Source organism: Burkholderia torrens (assembly GCF_984668525.1).
In genome coordinates this window covers 3,061,958-3,080,440 of sequence record NZ_OZ480212.1, presented here as the reverse complement: position 1 = coordinate 3,080,440, position 18,483 = coordinate 3,061,958, and the positions used below count along the sequence as shown (strand labels likewise).

Sequence of the window (18,483 nt, the reverse complement as noted above, 5' to 3'; positions counted from 1 at the left end):
GCCCATGCGATGCGTCGTGGCCGAACGCCAGGAGTTCGTCATGAGCATGCATATCTACCGTGGATTCGAGATTTATCCGCTGATTTACCCTCACGTGCCGGCACCCAATGGCAGCCCGCACAACTACGACGCCGGTTTCGATGCGGCGGTCAAGATTTGCCTTCGCGGCACCGACGATACGCTGACCCGCAGCCAGACTTTCATGCTGCGTGAGCGTCGCCCGTTCGACAATGCCGGCGACGCGCGTCGTGCTTCGCTGCGCTTCGCCGAGGGCATCATCGACGGCAATCGCGAGAAACAGGATTTCTTCGCCGTCTCGCTTTGATGTGACGCGGTCAAGCCATGCAACGCGTGATGAATTCGGAGGGCGAAATGATCGTCGATGAACTGCTTGGATTGATCGGACGGCGCGAGGTGACCTGGACGGGCACGACCGTGCCTGCCGGAATCGCCGATTCGGCGCAGTGCCATCAGCAAGAACTGCAGATGTTCGCGGCGGTACGCGCACTGTCGATCGGAGCCGGATATTCGGAATTCGAATCGGACGGGATCGCGAGTGCCGTCATGACACGGCTTGGCTAGTTTTCCGTTCCCCCCTTTTCCTGAACAGGACCCTGATGACAACCATTACCCTGAAGGTCAACGAACCGATCGATGTCGCACTGCGGCGATTCCGCCGCGACATCGAGAAAACCGGGCTGATCCGGGAGCTGCGCAGTCGCACCGGCTATGAAAAGCCGACGACGGAACGCAAGCGGAAAAAGGCCAGCGCCGTGGCCAGGCAGCGCCTGCGGGCGAAGCGCATGCTGCCGCCGCGCAAAATGTACTAGGAGAACATCGTGTACAACATGCCGGCCGAGGCGCCCCCGTTCTTCCCGTTGACGAAATGCGAAGTCGATCTCGATCGGCAGAAAGACATGGTGACACTGCTGCCGAGCTTCTATGCGTTCGGGTGCGAGTACACCAGCCGCGGTTTTCTGATCGGGCGGGACGATGCGTTCAAGCTGATCGCCGCGCTGGAGAAGGCGCTCAGCATTCAGGGGTGAGGCGGGTGGCGATTCGTCGCGATGGTGCGTACGGACCAGCACCGGTTTCGTCACACATGCCCCTCATGCTCGATCGCCCCACCACGCCCCGTCGGTACTGCCACCCTTACCGGCACGCCTGACGCTTTAGCCGCCCGCTTCGCCCACATCGCCGTCAGAATCGGCACGAGAATCGCCGTCACGAGGCAGGCCGTCGCGACGATCGCCGTCGCGGCCGGCACCATCGGCTTGAACTTCGGAATCATCTCGCCGATGATCGCCGGGTTCGCAACCGCGGCGCCGGCCGTCGACGACGCGGCGAGCCCGGCGGTACCGTTGCCGCCACCCAGCAGCTTATCCGCGAGAATCAGCGGCACTCCCGTCACGACAATCACCGCGAGCCCGAGCGCAATGCCCGGCAGCCCGCTCTTCGCGATCACGTTCAGATCGATGCCGTTGCCGAGCGCGAAGCCGAAGAACGGGATCAGCGGATGCACGCAGCGCCCGAACAGCTCGCGCAGGTCTTCATCGAGGTTGCCGAGCGTGAAGCCGATCATGAACGGCAGCACTGCGCCGACGAACAGCCGCGTCTCGAACACCGCGACACCGGCCGCGCCGAGGATCAGCATGCTGACGAGCGGCCCCGATTCGATCGACATCAGCACGAATGCGCCGGCTTCTTCCTTGCTGCCGTACTGCTGCATCACGGCCGCATAGAGGCCGCCGTTGGTCATGTCCATCGACGTCGTGATCGCGAGCAGCGACAGGCCCGCGAAGAGGCCCGTGCGGATGCCGTCGTCGGGGATGAACCGCGCGGCGATCAGGGTCGCGAGCCAAGCGACCACGATCTTCGTCGCGAGCAGCGTGCCCGACTTGCGCAGCACGACACCGGTCGCGCGCAGGTTGATCGTCGCACCCATGCAGAAGAACCACACGGCGAGGATCGGCACGGTGCCCGCGATCAGGCCGTTGGTGAACGAGCCGAAGTACTTCCCGGCGTTCGGTGCGAACGTGTGCACGCACGCGCCGAGCAGCATCGGGACCAGCATGAGCCCGCCCGGAATACGGTCGATGGCCTGTTTCAGCTTCACGTCTCCTCCGTGGACGTCGACGCGTCCCGTTGTCGAATGATGTCTGCTGACTGACTATAGGAGAATATTCGGAACGGTGGTCCGTTTTTGTGAATTCCAATGATGGTCGTATACCCGTAATCCGTGACGGCATTGAAACGACAGTAATCTATCGATCGTTACAGCTAGATAACGAATCCGGATCGACGTTCCGAATTTTGAGGATGTGTGCTTCAATCTTCATCAGGGCGATCGGTGGCGACGGTGTCGGCGGCGTACGCCTTCCCCATGGAAATCCGGCTCGCGCGCTGGCCGTGCCGCGTAGCCGACGCGTTATGCTTTCCCGCTTCGCACTTAGGGATTCACGGACATGACAGCAACGCCCAGGCAGCGCAAAGGCGATCAGGCGAACCAGGGAGCCGAAGCCGACGCTTCGGCGGCAGGGGCCGCCGAAAAGGCCGATTCGGTCGCGGCCGTCGGCAAGGTCTTTACTATCCTCGCCGCGCTCGGCGATCGCCGCGAGATCGGCATCAGCGAACTGTCGCAGCATCTCGGCATGTCGAAGACCACGGTTCATCGCTTCCTGCAGACGCTGAAGACGCTCGGCTACGTTGCGCAGGAAGGCGAGACCGACCGCTACCGGCTCACGATCCGGCTGTTCGAGCTGGGCAGCAAGGCGCTGGAAAGCGTGGACCTCGTGCGCGAGGCCGATCTCGAGATGCGCCGCATCGGGCAACTGACGCGCGAAGCCGTGCACCTCGGCGCGTTCGACGAGGACGCGATCATCTACATCCACAAGATCGACGCCGATTACGGGCTGCGCATGCAGTCGCGGATCGGCCGGCGCAATCCGCTGTACAGCACGGCGATCGGCAAGGTGCTGCTCGCATGGATGACGCCCGACGAAGCGCGCGCGGTGCTGGCCGGCATCGAGTTCAGGAAGTCGACCGCGAAGACGCTCGCGTCGGCGGACGCGGTGATGAGCATCCTGCCGCACGTGCGGCAGCAGGGCTACGGCGAGGACAACGAGGAACAGGAAGACGGCCTGCTGTGTCTCGCGGTGCCCGTGTTCGACCGTTTCGATCGCGTAATCGCGGGGCTGTCGCTGTCGTTCCCGACGATGCGTTGCGGTGCAGACACGAAAGCGCATTACGTCGCACTGCTGAAGGAGGCCGGTCGGGCGATTTCCGCGCGGCTCGGGCATCGTCAGGAGGCGACGGGTATCGAGGCGGCAGCGATCGTGCACGATTGAGCGTGCCTAACGCGACGCTACAATCGATGCCGCGCCGGCCGCGAACCGGCGAACCTCGAATACGACGACGTGAAGGACGAACCATGCGGATGAAAATCTCGATGTGCGCGTGCATCGCGATGCTGGCGATCGGCGCGAGCCTGGGCGCGAACGGCGTGCAGGCAAAAAGCACGGTGGATTGCGGGCAGCTCAATGCCGCCACGAGCGGCCCGGACGACAACTTCCGGCCGCCGGCGTCCGGCACGGTCATTGGCACAGGGCGCGCGTATTTCTACTCGGCACCCGACGCGCAGTGCATGACGAAGCGGACCTTCATCGTGCCGGGCGATTCGGTGACCGTCTACAAGTCGCACGGGCGCTGGTACAACATCATGTACGTGAACGGCAAGACCGGCGACGACTTCGAAGGCTGGGTCGAGTTGGGCCGCGTGCGGCTCGGCGGTCAGTACGGCGCGCAGTAACCGCCGGCCGTATGCTTCGGGCGCGAGGCCGCTATGCCGACGCCCACGCGAAATCGCGTTTCAGGTTCTCCGCGCGCTGCGGCCGCCGATACAGATAGCCCTGCGCATACTGAATCCCGACCGCGTGCAGCGCGCGATGCTGCGCTTCCGTTTCCACGCCTTCCGCGATGATCTTCAGGTCGTAGTGATGCGCGAGGGCCGCGATTCCCTCGATCAGCCTTGCGCCGCCGCCGTTCAACTGCGCGACGAATTGCCGATCGATCTTCACGTAGTCGAACGGGAAGCGCGACAGCATGTCGAGGTTGCTGTGATGCGTGCCGAAATCGTCGATCGCAAACTTCGCGCCTTTCGATCGGAGTGCATGGAATATTTCGGTGGTCCGCGCGTTCTTTTCGAGCAGGATGCGTTCGGTGACTTCGAGCACCAGCGTGAAGCCGGGCGGCAGCGCGCGGATCGCCTCCTCGACGACGGCTACGAACCGCGTACGCTCGAGATCCTGCGGTGCGACGTTCACCGCGATGCGCAGCGGCGCGGATGGCGTCAGCGCGGTCAGTTCGGATACGGCCGTTCGCAACACGAATTCGGTCACCTTCGGCAGCACCGTGCTCGCTTCCACCTGCGGGATGAACACGGCCGGGCTGATGGCCCCCCACTTCGGATGCTGCCAGCGCAGCAGCGCCTCGACACCCACGGTCCTGCGCGTCTGCACATCGACGATCGGCTGGTACACGACATGAAACTCGTTGTGCCTGAGTCCGTGGCGAACGGCTTTCAGCAACAGCCGCCGCGGCGCCATTGCCAGCAGGTAGGCGGCCATCACGAGGCCGTCGGCCAGCAGCACGATCGTCACGGCGATCAACCGGTAGTGGCCCTGGACGTGCGAAGCGTACCGAGCCGACTCGGCGACCGACACCGTGAACGGCCAGCGTTGCGACGCAATCGCGGTGCCGCCGGCGGGGCCTGCGCCCGATTCCGGCGTGAACTTTCCTTGCTGGTCGAGACGGCCCGATCCGGCGATCGACAGCGTGGCGGTTTCCGTCCCGTTGCGGGCGCTCGGTGCGAGCGCGTCGACCACGTAGTCGCCTTCGATCAGGTACAGGACACCCGCGCCATGCCCGGTGGCGCGATACATGGCCAGCACGGGAACACCGTGCTGAAAGGGCGTCTGGCGCAGCAGCGTGACGATCGTCGAGCCCGGTTCGGGCTCGCGCGTGTACGCGTCGAGCGGCAGATCGATCGCACCGAGCGCCGACGAGCACATGACGCGGCCATCGTTCACCAGCGCGACGGCGCGCAGGTAGCGCAGGCGAGTGCTCACTTCGGCGAGCGTCCGGAATATCGTCGCGCAGGGGCTCCCGACGAGTGCGGTCAGCTCGTCCGCATGCCGCATGCGAGCGCCGTCGAGGATGCGATCCACCGTGGCCACGATGTCGTTCGCGGCGACACGTTCCTGCATGGTGACGGCATCGCGGGCGTAGCGATCGGCAAGCACGATCGCGCCGGCAGGCACGAGCACGCAAACGATTACGGCGATGAAAAAGACGGCTCGCGGCCACGCGCCGCTGCGCTGGAAAACGGACTTCGAGACTGGTATGAGCGCCGGCATTCCCGCGTTGCCTTTGATGTTGTACGCATGGAGAGGCAAGTCGAACCGATGGGGTGCGCGTGCGGCGCGCACGCGTCATGCCCGGTTCGTGCGATCCGGCTTGCGCATCGATATCGCGATGCAAACCGGGTCAACGATCGTGATGGGCATCGGCCACAGCTCCGTCGCGATCGGTCATGCAGTCCGGCCGCGCGCGTCGATAACATGTGCCTTCCGCACATCTATATTGACGTAGCACACCGAAAAAAACCCCGACCGCATGGTCGTGCGGCCGGGTCGAAAGACACCGTCTCTTGGCACGAGGATGGTGCGCGGCAAGTATAAGATGCGGCGCGCTATTACGAAATATTATTGATTAAAAATTGGTGCAGTTTTGTGATTGTGTCTCAAAACGAAACATTGTCGCGACACGCCGTTTCAGACGACGTGTCGCCGGCGTGCATGTCCGAAAGGATTGCGAAAGAATGGGCTGCCGCTGAAGAGGCTTGACGTGGAACGAACGATGCAGGGGCGTCGGTCGGCGCGGCCGCGATTCAGAAATCGTTGCGCATCTGATGAAGCAGGGCGCCGGGCGACTGGTGCGTATCGACCGCGGTGAGGACATCGGTCAGGAACCACGGCAGGTTCAGTTGCGTATCGGAATCGCCGACGCAGACGCGGATCGGCGGGGCCTTCGACGGCGAGCGGACGTCCTGCGCGGCTTCTCGCGACGGGACACAGTTTTTCGCATGTGCCTGGACGGGAACCGGCGCGGTGGCGTCGGACGGTACGCCGGCGGTTGCCGGTAAGCTGACGGCGGCAAGCAGGGTCAGGACAGCAGCAGTGGCAACGCGTTTCATGAGGATTCTCCGGCGATGCCCGTTCGACCGCGCCGGCCGGCGCGAGTTCGTCAGCCGCGCACGACGCCGGCCGGCCGCGCCGGCTGCCGGCTGCGCCACTGCTGCGGCGACTCGCCGGTCCAGCGCCGGAACGCGCGTGTGAATGCGCTGTGTTCCGAATAGCCGAGCAGCCAGGCGACTTCCGCCAGCGTCAGCCGCGGATCGTTCAGGTGATCGATCGCGAGCCGCCGCCGTGTGTCCTCGCGCAGGAACCGGTAGTTCAGCCCGAGTTCGGCCAGGCGGCGATGCAGCGTGCGCGACGACACATGCAGGTCCGATGCGATCTGCTCGATGCCGGCTTCGCCCTGCGTCAACCAGCGCGCGACGGCTTCGCGCACCGACTGTTCGAGGTCATCGGTCTGCCGCAGCTCGGCGAGCAGCGCGCTCGCCTGGCGTTCCATCATGTGCCGCAGTGCGTCGTCCGGCTGTTGCAGCGGCTGCGTGAGCAGGTGCAACGGAAAGGCGAGGCGGTTCACCGGCTGACCGAACCGCACCGGGCAGCCGAAGTAGTCGAGGTAGGGCCGTGCGTCGCCGGGCGACGGATGCACGAAGCAGACTTCGTCGGGCCCGTTGCGCGTGCCGGTGATGTTGCGCGCGAACTGGACGATCGCGGTCAGCGCGACTTCGTCGACGAGCGGTCCGAGCGGTTCGGGCGCATCGTGCCATTCGATCGCGACCGACGTTGCCTCGACCCGCACTTCCATGCGCGCGACGTTCGCGATCAGGTGTTCGTATTGCTGCCAGCGCGCGAGCGCGGCACCGGCGTCGCGGCATGCATGCAGCGCATAGCCGAGCGCACCGAGATGCGCGGGTGTGATCCGCTGGCCGACGTGCAGGCCGAGCAGCGGATCGTCGAGCGCCCGGACCGCGCGTTCGAGCAGCCCGCGCCAATGTGCGCTCGCATACAGCGTCAGCCCGCGATCGTCCTCGGGCGGCCGCGCCTCGCCGAGCACGCCGACCGCATCCTGGCCCTGCTCGGACAGATAGTCGAACAGCAGCCGCACGTAGGTGCTCGAGTAGTAGACGCGCTGGGTCGCGAGCGGAGAAGCGGCGGGCATGGCGGAAAGTGTCAAGTAATCGTCGGCAAGTGTCAACGCGGGCTGACCCGTGCGCGACCATACTGCCCGGCAGTTCCTGATCGAGACTGCCGATATGCCGACCGAGTCGATGACGTGGCTCCATGCGTTCCTGGGGAACGACGTGGACTGGAAGCAGGTGCTGCTGATCGGCATGACGCCCGTGTTCCTGATCGCGTTCGCGGTCGAATACGCGGTGATGACCGGGCGCGGGCGCCGTGAGCCGTTTCGCTGGAAGGAGATCGTCGCGAACCTGTCGCTCGGCGCCGGCTATCAGGTGGCCGAGACCGTGATGGGGCTCCTGTTCACGGGCGCGATCTTCGCGTGGGTCTACCGGCACCGGCTGTTCGACGTGCCGGTGAACGGCTACACGATCGTGCCGATCTTCGTCCTCGTGGAATTCTGCTACTACTGGTTTCATCGCACGTCGCACCGCGTGCGCTGGTTCTGGGCTGCGCACGTGCCGCATCACAGCGGCGAAGTGATGAACTTCACGACGGCGATGCGGCAGTCGCTGCTGAATGCATTCGTCGGCGTGTTCGTGTTCTACCTGCCGCCCGTGTGGCTCGGCATTCCGCCGGCCGTCGTGCTGTTCCTGCTCGCGGTCGATCTCGCGTACCAGTACTTCGTGCATACCGAAGCGATCGGGCGGCTGCCGCGCTGGTTCGAGTACGTGTTCGATACACCGTCGAACCATCGCGCGCATCACGGCCGCAATCCGCGTTATATCGACAGGAATTACGGCGGTGTGCTGATCATTTTCGACCGGATGTTCGGCACGTATATCGAGGAAACGGAACCGGTCGACTACGGAATCACGCAGCAGATTCTTTCGTACAACTTCCTGGTGCTGAACGTGCACGAATTCGTCGACATGTGGCGCGACGTGTTCGCACCCGGGCCGGTGCTGCAGCGTTTGAAACACCTGTGGATGCCGCCCGAGTGGGAGCGACCGGGGCATCGGCCGATCCATACATGGAGCGTCGAGCGGAAGGGCGAGGACGACGCCACGGCGCCGCGCATCGCGCCGGGCGAGGACGCGACGGCATCCGGGCGCAAGATCGTACAAGCCGCCCGGACGCGCTCGGGCTAGGCTCGGAGTTTTCCTCGGCGACAGGCGTGGCGGGCGATGACAAGGAAAGTATTCTGGGACGATTCCTACCGGACCACGCTGGATACCGTCGTCACGCACGTCGACGGCGATCGCGTACGGGTGGACGCGACCATCTTCTTCGCGTTTTCAGGCGGCCAGGAAAGCGATACGGGGTCGCTGGGCGACTATCCCGTCATCCAGGCCGAGAAGCAGGGACTCGACATCGTCTATACGCTCACGCATGGCCACGCGCTGCGCGTCGGGGATCCGGTGACCTGGCGTATCGACTGGGTGCGCCGTTACCGGCTGATGCGCCTGCACTTCGCAGCCGAAATGGTACTGCAACTGGTCTATCGGCTCAGGCCCGGTATCGAGCGCATCGGCGCGCATATCGCGCAGGACAAGGCGCGTATCGACTTCGCGAGCGACACGAGCCTGTCGCCGCTGTTTCCGGAGATCGAATCGGCTGTGGTCGAGCTGACAAAGCGCGACCTGCGCATCGTGACCGACTTCAGCGATGTCGGCGCGCAACGCCGCTTCTGGACGGTCGACGGCTTTGCGACGATGGCGTGCGGCGGCACGCATCCAGCGACGACCGGCGAGATCGGCATGCTGACGCTCAAACGCAAGAACACCGGGAAGCGCAAGGAGCGGATCGAGGTCATGCTGATCGAGCCGTCGGTGGCGGCCCGACCTTCAGGTTCATGATCGACGCGAACGGAATCACGATCTCCGCATGCGTGATTGCCGCCGGATCGATGCTGGCCGGCTGCCGCCGGCCAATGTGCCGGCGTTCAGTGCAGCCCGGCCGATGCGATCGAGCGCACGGTGTCGGTGATGTTTACGCAGCGCGACAGGCCGAAATGCTCGGCTTCGCGGCGCTCCGGCTCGCTGCTCGCGATCGCGACCGCGCGCTCGGGCGGCACGCCGAGCGCCTGCAGCGCGACGTCGAAAGGATGCTGATTTGATCCGGATTCCTTTTGATTGGAATCGGTGACGACGACCGAGAAGCGATCGAGGTTCGCGCGGCCGAACTGGCCTTCGAACATGTCGCTGAGCCGTGCGGCCGGCAGCGTCGTGACGAGACCGAGTCGATATCCTTCTTCCGATGCGCGGTCGAGCCACTGGATGATCGCGTCGCGCTGATGGCGCGATTCGCGCGAATCCGGTGTTGCTTCGATCTGTGCGAATGCTGCGTCGAGACGGGTGACGATGGCTTCGATAACCACGGTGATTCCTCTTCAGAGACGTGATGATCCGTTCGCCGACGGGAATGCCACACACCTTAGCGTCGATCCCGAAAATACGACCAATTAATATTTTTATCCGACTCATACGATCTGGCTAATGAATCGGGTTGCGAGCCAGAGTGGGCGCGGGATGCGTGTCTGGTGATGTTTTCCGCGCACATTGCGTCGCATCGACGGCCTTCGATGTGATGCACCGGCGTGGCGCACGGTCTGAGCGCATCGGGCATATGCATATAAAGAAACGGCATATCGAGCGAGAGCCGCCCGATATGCCGTCATGCGATGGCGCGCGCGTCGTCGATCAGTGCAGCTTGATCGACGGCTGGTTGCGGCTTTGCAGCCAGTGGCTCAGCGACTGGAACAGCGCGCGCTTCACGCCGACCACGCTGAACAGGTGCTTGCGATACAGGAACTTGTACAGCCCGATCGCGGCGAGCCCGTCGACGATCAGCGAGCGCGAACGCACGCTGATGTCCGCCTGGTACACGGCGCCCGCATGCCCGAGCGACACGACAGTGCCCGCATCGTGGAACGTGAAGCCGGCCACCGGCTTGCCGGCGATGCGCCGCGCGAACGCGTTGACCAGGTACACGGCCTGCTGGTGCGCGACTTGCGCGCGCGGCGGCAGGAACCCGCTCGCACCGGTCGACGGGCACGCGGCACAGTCGCCGAACGCATAGACGTGCGGATCGTCGGGCGTCTGCAGCGTGTCGGTCACGATCACCTGGTTCGAGCGGTTGAGCGCGAGGTCGCCGATATCCCGCAGGAGCGCGGGGCCCGCGACGCCGGCTGCCCAGATCGTGATATCGCTCGCGAGCCGCTCGCCCGCCGCGGTTGTTACGGCATCCGCGCCGACTTCCGCCACACGCGTATCGGTCAGCACGTCGACGTTCAGCGCGCGCAGTTGCGCGTGCATCTTGCCGGACAGCCGCGCGTCGAGTGCCGGCAGGATGCGCGGGCCGCCTTCGATCAGCCGGATGTGCACGTCGCGTGCGGACACCAGCGCCTTGAAGCGATACGTCGTCAGTTGCTGGACCGCGTGCCGCAGCGCGGCCGCCAGCTCGACGCCCGTCGCGCCCGCGCCGATCACGTTGATGCAGATCGGCGCAGCGCGCCGTGCCGGCTGCTGCTCGGCCAGGTGATTCGCCTTCGTGCAGGCCGCGAGGAACTTGCGGCGGAAATCCTCGGCCTGGTCGAGGTTTTCGAGCGGCAGCGCATGGCGGGCAGCACCCGGCACGTTGAAGAAGTTCGTCACGCTTCCGACGGCGAGCACGAGATCGTCATAGCCGAGTTCGCGCTGCGGCAGGACTTCGGTGCCGTCCGCGTCGTGCACGGCCGCGATCGTCGCGGTGCGGGCCGCGCGGTCGACCCGCTGCAGCGCACCCTGCACGAAGCGGAAGCCGTGGCGCTTCGCCTGTGCCGCATATTCGATCGTGTGCGACGCCGGATCGCGATGGCCCGACGCGGCTTCGTGCAACAGCGGCTTCCAGAAGTGCGTCGGATAGCGGTCGACGAGCACGATGTCGGCCTGGCCGCGACGTCCGATCGTGTCGCCGAGGCGCGTCGCGAGCTGCAGGCCGCCGGCGCCGCCGCCGACGATCACGATGCGCGGCAGGCGCGGTGCGCGGTCCGTTGCAAGGTTGGGCGTGGTGTTGTCCATGTTGGGCTCCCGCTGAATGACGATTCGGATGACATTGCTCAAGAACCGACGATATAGTTTCGAACCCACTCGAACAATTTAATGTTTATAAGCGACTCATATGTATTCACTTATAGGAAAGACCGCGACATTCCGGCAGCTGAAGGCGCTGGACATGATCGCGCGGCTCGGCAGCGTGTCGCGCGCGGCCGAGGAGCTGAACCTGACGCAGCCGGCCGTGTCGCTGCAGGTTCGCCTGCTCGAGGAGGCCGTGGGCGCCGCGTTGCTGCAGCGGGTGGGGCGCGGCGTGCAGCTGACAGCGGCCGGCGAGATCGTGTCGCGCTATGCGCGCGAGATCCTGCATCTGTGGAGCGAGGCCGGCGACGAAGTGGCCGCGCTGACGGGCGACCTCGGCGGCACGCTGCGGATCGGCGCGATCACGACGGCGGAATACCTGATTCCGCCGCTGCTCGTCAAATTCACCGCGACGCGCCCGCACGTGAAGACGTACTTCAAGGTCGGCAACCGCGACGACATCATCCGTATGCTCGCGACGCATGAAATCGATCTCGCGGTGATGGGTAGTGCACCGAAGGAGCTGCGTACGCATGCGGTCGAATTCGCGAAGCATCCGATGGTGTTCGTCGCGGCGCCCGGCCATCCGCTGATGCAGCGCAAGCGTGTTGCGTTGAAGGATCTCGAATCCGCGCACCTGCTCGTGCGCGAGCGCGGCGCGGGCACGCGCTCGACCGTCGAGAGCCTGTTCAAGAACGCCGGCCACCGGTTCCATGTGGGCTCCGAACTGTCGAGCAACGAGGCCATCAAGCAGATGGCCGAAGCGGGGCTCGGCATCGCGTTCCTGTCGTTGCACGCGTGTGCACTCGAACTGCGCACGGGGCTGCTCGGGCAATTGCCGTTCCCCGGCAACCCGATCGAGCGCGAATGGTACGTGGTCACGCTCGCCGACCGACGGATCTCGCAGGTGACGGGCCTGTTCCGCGATTTCCTGATCAAGCAGGGCGCGCCGGTGATCGACGGCGCGACGGTGGCGCTGCACGAGCGGCGGCGCAAGTAGGCGGATACGGCGGCCGGCCGGTCAGACGAGCCCGAAGTCGTCGTTGCTGTCGGGAATCGACGCGAGCAGTCGTTCGAGCCGGTACCAGCCGATGACGCGCAAGCACCACGCGGCGACGGTGGTGCGGCCGCTGCGGGAGTGGGGGCCGGATGACGGGCGGGCGGCGGAGGGCGAGCGCGTGATGAACGACGCGCGTAGCGGGCAGGAATAGGGCATGACGGGCTCCGTAGGTGTCGGATGGGGCGATCGTAAGCGTCGCGGCGCCCGCCGGCGCGCACGCAAGGATCGTCGTGAGCAGAAACGGATGATCTTTTTCTGCTCGATGCCGCGGCAGGCGCGCAGGCTCGGCACGCCGGCTAAAAACGCGTCACAATGCGCGTTCGTCACCTGATCTGGTGGAGACAAGCGATGAGCGATCCGATTCTTGCCGCGCCGACGGACAACGGCATTCCGGTCAGCCTGCGCTCCAGCCGCGGGCTGGGCTGGCAGGGCTTTGGCGCGTCGCTGCTGGAGATCCGCGCGGGCACGTACCGGATCCCGGCGGCCGAGCATCACCGGATCGGCATGCATATCGGTTCGCCGGTTCGTGCGGACTGCGTGTGCGACGGCGAGCGCGTGTCGCGCATCCAGGCGCACGGCGACGTCGACGTGATTCCGGCCGGCCTGCCCGGCCAGTGGACCGACAGCGCCGACTGCCGGATCCTGCATATCGCGCTCAGCGACACGTTCGTGCGGCGTACGGTCGAGCAGCTCGAACTGAAGCCGTCACAGGCGCAGATCCGCCGCCGGCTGCAGGTGCGCGACCCGCGGCTGCAGCACATCGCGTGGGCGATGGCCGCCGAACTCGAAGCGGAAGACGCGTCGGATCCGCTCTACGCGGAAAGCCTGTGCACGGCGCTCGTCGCGCGGCTGGTTGACGGCCAGCCGGCATTTCGCGAACGCCGGCGCACGCTGGCGCCGAAGGCCGCGGCGCGCGTGATCGACTATGTCGAAGCGAATCTCGAGCGGCGCATGACGCTGGCCGAGCTCGCGGCGCTCGTGTCGATCAGCGTGCCGCATTTCAAGGTGCTGTTCCGCGAAACGCTCGGGATGCCCGTGCACCAGTACGTCGTGCGGCGCCGGGTGGAGCGCGCGAAGGCGCTGCTGCTCGAAGGCCGGCTCAGCATCAGCCAGATCGCGCTGGAAGCCGGGTTTGCGCATCAGAGCCACATGGCGAACTGGATGAACCGCGTGCTCGGCGCGACGCCGACGGAGGTTGCGCGGTCGGGCGCGCGGGGCGGGTTGCGGCTTGCTTATGACGGTGAGGAGGGTGAGAAGCCTGCGTGTTGATAACTGACAGGCGGATTGCACGACTCGTATGCGTCCTCGCATCCCGTCATCCTTTCCTGCTCGATTCATCCCTCCCTGCGCGCCCTCCCGGCCGCGCATGCCGACAATCACAACACTTTCATCCCTCAGGAGCAGATCGTGTTCGTGATCTTCGGAGCATCCGGCAACGTGGGCCTGTCGACCGTGACAGCCTTGCGCAACGCAGGCCATTCCGTGCGCGCGGTGCTGCGCGACGCGCGCCATCGTGAACGTTTCGTGCAGCTCGGCTGCGATGTCGCGATCGCGGACCTGACGGACGCGAACGCGATCGCCGCGGCGATCGACGGCGCGCAGGCCGTGCAGATCCTATGCCCGGTGCCGGTCGCCGACCCCGATCCGGCCGCGACGATGACGCGGACGATCGATGCGGCGGCCGCTGCAATCGCCTCGAACCCGCCGCCGGCGCTGCTCGCACTATCGGACTATGGCGCGGAGCTTGAAGGCAATACGGGTATCACGCGTCTGTTCCATGACTTCGAGGCGCGACTGACGACGATCCCCACGCAGCTGACGCTGCTGCGGTCGGCCGAGCATCTGCAAAACTGGGCGCGTGTGCTGCCGGTCGCGCTCGGCACCGGTGTGCTGCCGAGCTTCCACCATCCGGTCGGCAAGGTCTTTGCGACGGTCTGGGCGCCCGATGTGGGCGTCGTCGCGGCGCGGCTGCTGCTCGATGCACCGGAAGGCGGCAACGGGCCGCGCATCGTCAGCATCGAAGGGCCGCGGCGGGTGAGCGTGACGGCGATCGCGGATACGTTGGGTGCGGCGGCGGGGCGCCCGATCGTCGCGCGCGAGCTGCCGCGCGACACGTGGAACGCGACGCTGCTGCGCGCCGGGCTCAGCGAACGTCATGCGCAGCTGATCGTCGATCTGTACGACGTGCACAACGCGGGGCAGATCGATGTCGAGGCCGACGTGTCGGAGCGGGCTTACGGGACGACGTCACTGGAGGAAGCGCTTGCTGTACTTGTGCGCGCGCATGCGGCGCCGGCGTGACGCAGGCGGCCGGCATCTGGCGTTAATATCGATGGACCGGGATTCGCAAGTTGCGAAGCCCGGTCCGGACTTCCGGGAGCACTTTAATCGTGTTCGGTAATCCGGCGTTTCAACCACATACGCCCGGGCGCCTCGAAATACGTACCGAACCGCACGAGTCCGGCCTTCCGCAGATGGCACGTCATTTCAAAACTCACGAGCACACCAGGATCGTCGTTTTCGAGGATGGCGACATCGATGGAGCGGATACGAGGCTCATATTTCAAGAGCGTCGCCTCCATCTGCTGCTTGAGCATGTGGGCTGACGCGGGCAATGCCTTGTAGATGTTCGTCAGATCCGGCAGACCATAGTCCGGTAGATGCTTCAGCGCTCCGGCACGCGAGTTCAGGATGCGCTGCACATTTTTCTGGACGCTCATGCACTCGAGTGTCCGGTCGTCGTAGGCATCGAGCGGCTCACCGCCGATCTGGCCGAGCAGGATGTCGTAAAGCGAGGGGCCGGCGTTCATTGTGTCGCAGTTCCGATGCCGTTCAATTTTCGCCCTCGATCCTGTTTGGACGCTCCAAAACGCGGAAGAGCAGCGGCCGAAGGCACGCGATCAGCAACGCAGCCGCTGCCACGGCCAAGAAGAGCCAGAGCGCAGCCCATGCAAACCACATGATTGATTCCAGGCCGCCAGCTTTGCTACCACTGACGCCTGCCCCAGCGAGCACGATTGTAACCAGGAGCGGAAGCGGAGCGGTGACGGCATAGATGAATGCATAGCGAAGTAATCGTCCCGACGCCAGAAGGCACCCGATTTTCTGAGGCTTACGCCGTATGCGGAAAATTGTGCAGGGAATCTGTATCAGATTGAACGTGCAATACAGCCATGCGAGCAGCAAAAGCAAGGCAATCGTTTCCATGTGGTGTCCTTGACGTCGAACTTAGGCGCAGTGGGTCTGGGCACCATCATTGAGGTGTGGCAGACGTTTGGTTCGAGTGATCTGCCCCGATGGGACGGTCGATGAAATCGATCGTCACGCTCGCTTCGGCCGAGCTCGACAGCACGATCCTTTCGGGTGTGGCCCCGGTGGCCATGCGCGCTAGCAGTTCACGCGACAGATTCGGCAGAATCCGCTGATTGAGGAACGCATCGACGTTGCGTGCACCGAACTCGCGCGCGAGGCAAAGCTCAGCCATCGCGTCGATCAACGGCTCGTCGCACGTCAGCTCGACGCTGTGTTGCCGGCGCAGGCGGTCGGCGACCTTCGACAGCTTGAGCCGCACGATCGACGCGAGTGCGGCGGCATCGAGCGGCCGATAGACCAGCGACTGGAAGCGCGCGAGCAGGGCGGGCTGGAAATGCGCCACAAGCTGCGGGTGGATCGACTCGAGCAACGTCGCCTGGGAAATCTGCGGATCGTCGGCGGTCATCTCGTCAATCCGTGCGCTGCCGAGATTGGATGTCATCAGAATCACGCAATTGCGGAAGTCGATTTCGCGTCCTTCGCCGTCGCGCATCATGCCGCGGTCGAACACCTGATAGAACAGGTCGAGCACGTCGCGGTGAGCTTTTTCGACTTCATCGAGCAGCACGACGCTGTACGGACGCTGCCGCACGGCTTCGGTCAGGATGCCTCCGCGGCCGTAGCCGACATAGCCGGGTGGCGAACCTTTCAGTTGCGACACCGTGTGTGCTTCCTGATATTCCGACATGTTGATCGTCGTGAGCGCGGCCTCGCCGCCGAACAGCAGGTCGGCCAGGGCCAGCGCCGTTTCGGTCTTGCCGACGCCCGATGGTCCCGCGAGCAGAAAGACGCCGAGTGGCGCATGCTCATTCTTGAGGCCTGCCTTCGCGGTGCGCAGGCTCTCCGCGAGCGCAGCCAGGGCATCGTCCTGTGCGACCACGCGCGTGGCCAATTGCTGTTCGAGATTCAGCAGGCTCAGCAGTTCGTCTTCGACGAGATTGCCGACCGGCACACCTGTCCATTCCGCAACGACGCGCGCGATGGCCGTTGCGTCGACATCGACAGAGATCAAGGGTGTCTTGCCTTGCCGGCCGGCCAGTAGGCGTTTGATGTCGTCGAACTGGCCATAGCTGGACGCCGAGCCGCCTGCGGCGATGTCGGCTCGATGCCGGTGCACGAGGCGGACCAGCTCGAGTTCGCCGACATGGCGCGCCTGCAAGGCGGTCAGGATGTTCCGCGCCTCGGAAAGCGCGTTCTCCAGCGTCACGCTCCGGGGCCCAACGTCATCGATACCAGCCCTTGCATCCGCGTCTAGCGTCGCCAGTTCGAGTTCGATGGCGGAGACTGCGGCGCGCGCGCGCTGCAGTTCCGCGGGCGGCGATTCGAGTCCCATTCGTACCCGCGCCGCAGCGGTATCGATCAGGTCGACTGCCTTGTCCGGCAGTTGCCGCGCTGGGATATAGCGTCGAGAGAGTTTCACTGCAGCGATGAGCGCGTCATCCCGAATGTGCACGTTGTGATATTCCGCGTAGCGGCTCTTCAGCCCCCGCAACATCAGGCACGCCGCATTGTCGTCGGGTTCGTCGACCTTGATGATCTGGAAGCGGCGCTCGAGCGCGGCGTCGCGCTCGAAGAATTCCTTGTACTCCGACCAGGTGGTTGCCGCGATCGTACGCAATTCGCCGCGCGCGAGCGCCGGCTTGAGCAGGTTCGCGGCATCGGCGCCGCCGGCGGCGTTGCCCGCGCCGATCAATGTGTGAGCCTCGTCGATGAAGAGGAGAATCGGCTCGGGTGATGACTGAACCTCGTCGATGACGTTCTTCAAGCGTTGCTCGAATTCCCCTTTCACGCCGGCGCCGGCCTGCAGCAGGCCCAGATCCAGTGTCAGGATGCGCACGTCACGAATCACGTTCGGGACGCTTTCCTCGGCGACGCGCAGCGCGAGACCTTCGACAAGCGCGGTCTTGCCTACGCCCGGTTCGCCGACGAGGATCGGATTGTTCTTGCGCCGACGCGCGAGCACGTCGACCATTTGCTGGATTTCGCGATCGCGGCCGAACACCGGATCGATGGCGCCGCGCCGAGCCTTGTCGGTCAGATCGATCGTGAAACGGGAGAGGGCGCCGCCTTCCGTGGTTCGCTGGGGTGCGAGCGTTGCTGCCGCGACGGGCGCGGCGGATTCGGGTGTCCGGTCGGCTCCCGGGCCGATTGGAACATGATCTGCGCTGACGTCGATATCCTCCGGACGCAGGCTCTCGCAAGAGCGATGGGCCACGCGCGGCAGGACGCGCTGAATCTGCGCGCTGCTGACGGACAGTAGAGGCCACGCGTTTTGTGCACGCAATACGTGGGGCCGATCGACGATCGCCTGCAGCAGGTCACTGGATCGGATCGTCGCGTCGTCCGTCTCGGACGCTGCGTGTACCCATGCGTCCTGCAGCATGGCTGCCAGTTGCGGAGACAGCGCCGGCTTGCCCCGCAGATTGCGTGGAAGATGCTCGATCGACGCGAGCAGCGCATCCCAAACGGTGTCGATGTCGATGCCGTAGTGCCGCAGAATCGCGGGGATGTCGCCGTCACCGGCCTCGAGCAGTTTCAGCAGCCAGTGCTCGACGGTGATTTCGTCCGCGAGACGCGTCTGGCATAAGCTCACGGCCGCTTCGAGCGCCTTCGCGCAGTGCGGATTGAGTCGACGGAGCAGGTGGGTCGTGTCGCGCGGAGTCATGTCGATGCCTGAAGAGGGAAG

The 18,483-nt window shown here is 65.0% G+C and carries 23 protein-coding genes; 13 read left to right on the top strand and 10 right to left on the bottom strand.

Annotated elements, in window-relative coordinates:
- Nucleotides 1–40: 40 nt before the first annotated feature.
- From AC5LXX_RS30050 to AC5LXX_RS30035, 4 genes are read left to right on the top strand one after another with little or no spacing between them, the layout of a single operon-like run.
- Entirely contained in the window at nt 41–325 is a 285-nt protein-coding gene (locus AC5LXX_RS30050) for a hypothetical protein (protein ID WP_493412177.1), read from the top strand.
- A 47-nt stretch (nt 326–372) separates the two neighbouring features.
- Nucleotides 373–582, top strand: coding sequence for a hypothetical protein (locus AC5LXX_RS30045; RefSeq protein ID WP_124454300.1), 210 nt, complete (start codon nt 373–375; stop codon nt 580–582).
- Between the two features lie 35 nt (nt 583–617).
- Entirely contained in the window at nt 618–830 is a 213-nt protein-coding gene (rpsU, locus tag AC5LXX_RS30040; RefSeq protein WP_124454478.1) for a 30S ribosomal protein S21, read from the top strand.
- 9 nt (nt 831–839) lie between these two features.
- Nucleotides 840–1,046, top strand: a complete 207-nt coding sequence (locus AC5LXX_RS30035; RefSeq protein WP_124454302.1) for a hypothetical protein — start codon at nt 840–842, stop codon at nt 1,044–1,046.
- A 50-nt stretch (nt 1,047–1,096) separates the two neighbouring features.
- Here AC5LXX_RS30035 and kdgT read toward each other — a convergent pair whose 3' ends face one another.
- Entirely contained in the window at nt 1,097–2,116 is a 1,020-nt protein-coding gene (kdgT, locus tag AC5LXX_RS30030; RefSeq protein WP_493412176.1) for a 2-keto-3-deoxygluconate transporter, read from the bottom strand.
- Nucleotides 2,117–2,465: 349 nt separating this feature from the next.
- Here kdgT and kdgR point away from each other — a divergent pair, with 349 nt between their 5' ends.
- The gene (gene kdgR / locus AC5LXX_RS30025; RefSeq protein WP_124454306.1) at nt 2,466–3,347 is read left to right on the top strand and encodes a DNA-binding transcriptional regulator KdgR; all 882 of its coding nucleotides are present in this window, start codon (nt 2,466–2,468) and stop codon (nt 3,345–3,347) included.
- Nucleotides 3,348–3,430: 83 nt separating this feature from the next.
- Nucleotides 3,431–3,808, top strand: a complete 378-nt coding sequence (locus AC5LXX_RS30020; protein ID WP_493412175.1) for an SH3 domain-containing protein — start codon at nt 3,431–3,433, stop codon at nt 3,806–3,808.
- A 31-nt stretch (nt 3,809–3,839) separates the two neighbouring features.
- On the opposite strand, the gene AC5LXX_RS30015 is transcribed toward AC5LXX_RS30020, so the two are convergent.
- The gene (locus AC5LXX_RS30015) at nt 3,840–5,324 is read right to left on the bottom strand and encodes an EAL domain-containing protein (protein ID WP_493412174.1); all 1,485 of its coding nucleotides are present in this window, start codon (nt 5,322–5,324) and stop codon (nt 3,840–3,842) included.
- 16 nt (nt 5,325–5,340) lie between these two features.
- Here AC5LXX_RS30015 and AC5LXX_RS30010 point away from each other — a divergent pair, with 16 nt between their 5' ends.
- Nucleotides 5,341–5,649 (top strand): hypothetical protein, encoded by a 309-nt coding sequence (locus AC5LXX_RS30010; protein ID WP_493412173.1) that lies wholly within the window; start codon nt 5,341–5,343, stop codon nt 5,647–5,649.
- Nucleotides 5,650–5,947: 298 nt separating this feature from the next.
- Here AC5LXX_RS30010 and AC5LXX_RS30005 read toward each other — a convergent pair whose 3' ends face one another.
- Nucleotides 5,948–6,253 (bottom strand): hypothetical protein, encoded by a 306-nt coding sequence (locus tag AC5LXX_RS30005; protein WP_493412172.1) that lies wholly within the window; start codon nt 6,251–6,253, stop codon nt 5,948–5,950.
- A 50-nt stretch (nt 6,254–6,303) separates the two neighbouring features.
- Entirely contained in the window at nt 6,304–7,350 is a 1,047-nt protein-coding gene (locus AC5LXX_RS30000) for an AraC family transcriptional regulator (RefSeq protein ID WP_493412171.1), read from the bottom strand.
- Nucleotides 7,351–7,444: 94 nt separating this feature from the next.
- On the opposite strand from AC5LXX_RS30000, the gene AC5LXX_RS29995 reads away from it, so the two are divergent.
- A complete protein-coding gene (locus AC5LXX_RS29995; protein ID WP_493413444.1) occupies nt 7,445–8,461 on the top strand; it encodes a sterol desaturase family protein in 1,017 nt (338 codons plus the stop codon).
- A gap of 36 nt (nt 8,462–8,497) precedes the next feature.
- Complete coding sequence (locus AC5LXX_RS29990; protein ID WP_493412170.1) at nt 8,498–9,169, top strand: alanyl-tRNA editing protein; 672 nt, start codon at nt 8,498–8,500, stop codon at nt 9,167–9,169.
- Between the two features lie 86 nt (nt 9,170–9,255).
- Here AC5LXX_RS29990 and AC5LXX_RS29985 read toward each other — a convergent pair whose 3' ends face one another.
- Together AC5LXX_RS29985 and AC5LXX_RS29980 are read right to left on the bottom strand one after the other, a co-directional pair.
- Complete coding sequence (locus AC5LXX_RS29985) at nt 9,256–9,690, bottom strand: HAD family hydrolase (protein ID WP_493412169.1); 435 nt, start codon at nt 9,688–9,690, stop codon at nt 9,256–9,258.
- A gap of 322 nt (nt 9,691–10,012) precedes the next feature.
- The gene (locus tag AC5LXX_RS29980; protein WP_493412168.1) at nt 10,013–11,371 is read right to left on the bottom strand and encodes an NAD(P)/FAD-dependent oxidoreductase; all 1,359 of its coding nucleotides are present in this window, start codon (nt 11,369–11,371) and stop codon (nt 10,013–10,015) included.
- A 100-nt stretch (nt 11,372–11,471) separates the two neighbouring features.
- Here AC5LXX_RS29980 and AC5LXX_RS29975 point away from each other — a divergent pair, with 100 nt between their 5' ends.
- The gene (locus tag AC5LXX_RS29975; protein WP_493404205.1) at nt 11,472–12,425 is read left to right on the top strand and encodes a LysR family transcriptional regulator; all 954 of its coding nucleotides are present in this window, start codon (nt 11,472–11,474) and stop codon (nt 12,423–12,425) included.
- A gap of 21 nt (nt 12,426–12,446) precedes the next feature.
- Here the strand turns inward: AC5LXX_RS29975 and AC5LXX_RS29970 are convergent, their stop codons facing one another.
- Nucleotides 12,447–12,641, bottom strand: a complete 195-nt coding sequence (locus tag AC5LXX_RS29970; RefSeq protein ID WP_493412167.1) for a hypothetical protein — start codon at nt 12,639–12,641, stop codon at nt 12,447–12,449.
- Between AC5LXX_RS29970 and AC5LXX_RS29965 the strand changes: the two genes are divergently transcribed.
- The 3 genes from AC5LXX_RS29965 (at nt 12,640) to AC5LXX_RS29955 (ending at nt 14,786) form a co-directional block, all read left to right on the top strand.
- Entirely contained in the window at nt 12,640–12,816 is a 177-nt protein-coding gene (locus AC5LXX_RS29965) for a hypothetical protein (RefSeq protein ID WP_493412166.1), read from the top strand. The two genes, AC5LXX_RS29970 and AC5LXX_RS29965, sit on opposite strands and share 2 nt — an antisense overlap.
- A 17-nt stretch (nt 12,817–12,833) precedes the next feature.
- Nucleotides 12,834–13,754: an AraC family transcriptional regulator gene (locus AC5LXX_RS29960; protein WP_493412165.1), complete on the top strand. Its 921-nt coding sequence runs from the start codon at nt 12,834–12,836 to the stop codon at nt 13,752–13,754.
- A gap of 138 nt (nt 13,755–13,892) precedes the next feature.
- A complete protein-coding gene (locus tag AC5LXX_RS29955) occupies nt 13,893–14,786 on the top strand; it encodes an NmrA family NAD(P)-binding protein (RefSeq protein WP_493412164.1) in 894 nt (297 codons plus the stop codon).
- A gap of 83 nt (nt 14,787–14,869) precedes the next feature.
- Here AC5LXX_RS29955 and tssE read toward each other — a convergent pair whose 3' ends face one another.
- From tssE to tssH, 3 genes are read right to left on the bottom strand one after another with little or no spacing between them, the layout of a single operon-like run.
- Nucleotides 14,870–15,295, bottom strand: coding sequence for a type VI secretion system baseplate subunit TssE (gene tssE / locus AC5LXX_RS29950; protein ID WP_493412163.1), 426 nt, complete (start codon nt 15,293–15,295; stop codon nt 14,870–14,872).
- Between the two features lie 22 nt (nt 15,296–15,317).
- Nucleotides 15,318–15,692 carry a hypothetical protein gene (locus tag AC5LXX_RS29945; protein WP_493412162.1) on the bottom strand — a complete coding sequence of 125 codons (375 nt, stop codon included), beginning with the start codon at nt 15,690–15,692 and terminating at the stop codon, nt 15,318–15,320.
- A 46-nt stretch (nt 15,693–15,738) separates the two neighbouring features.
- Nucleotides 15,739–18,462: a type VI secretion system ATPase TssH gene (gene tssH, locus AC5LXX_RS29940; RefSeq protein WP_493412161.1), complete on the bottom strand. Its 2,724-nt coding sequence runs from the start codon at nt 18,460–18,462 to the stop codon at nt 15,739–15,741.
- Nucleotides 18,463–18,483 lie beyond the last annotated feature (21 nt).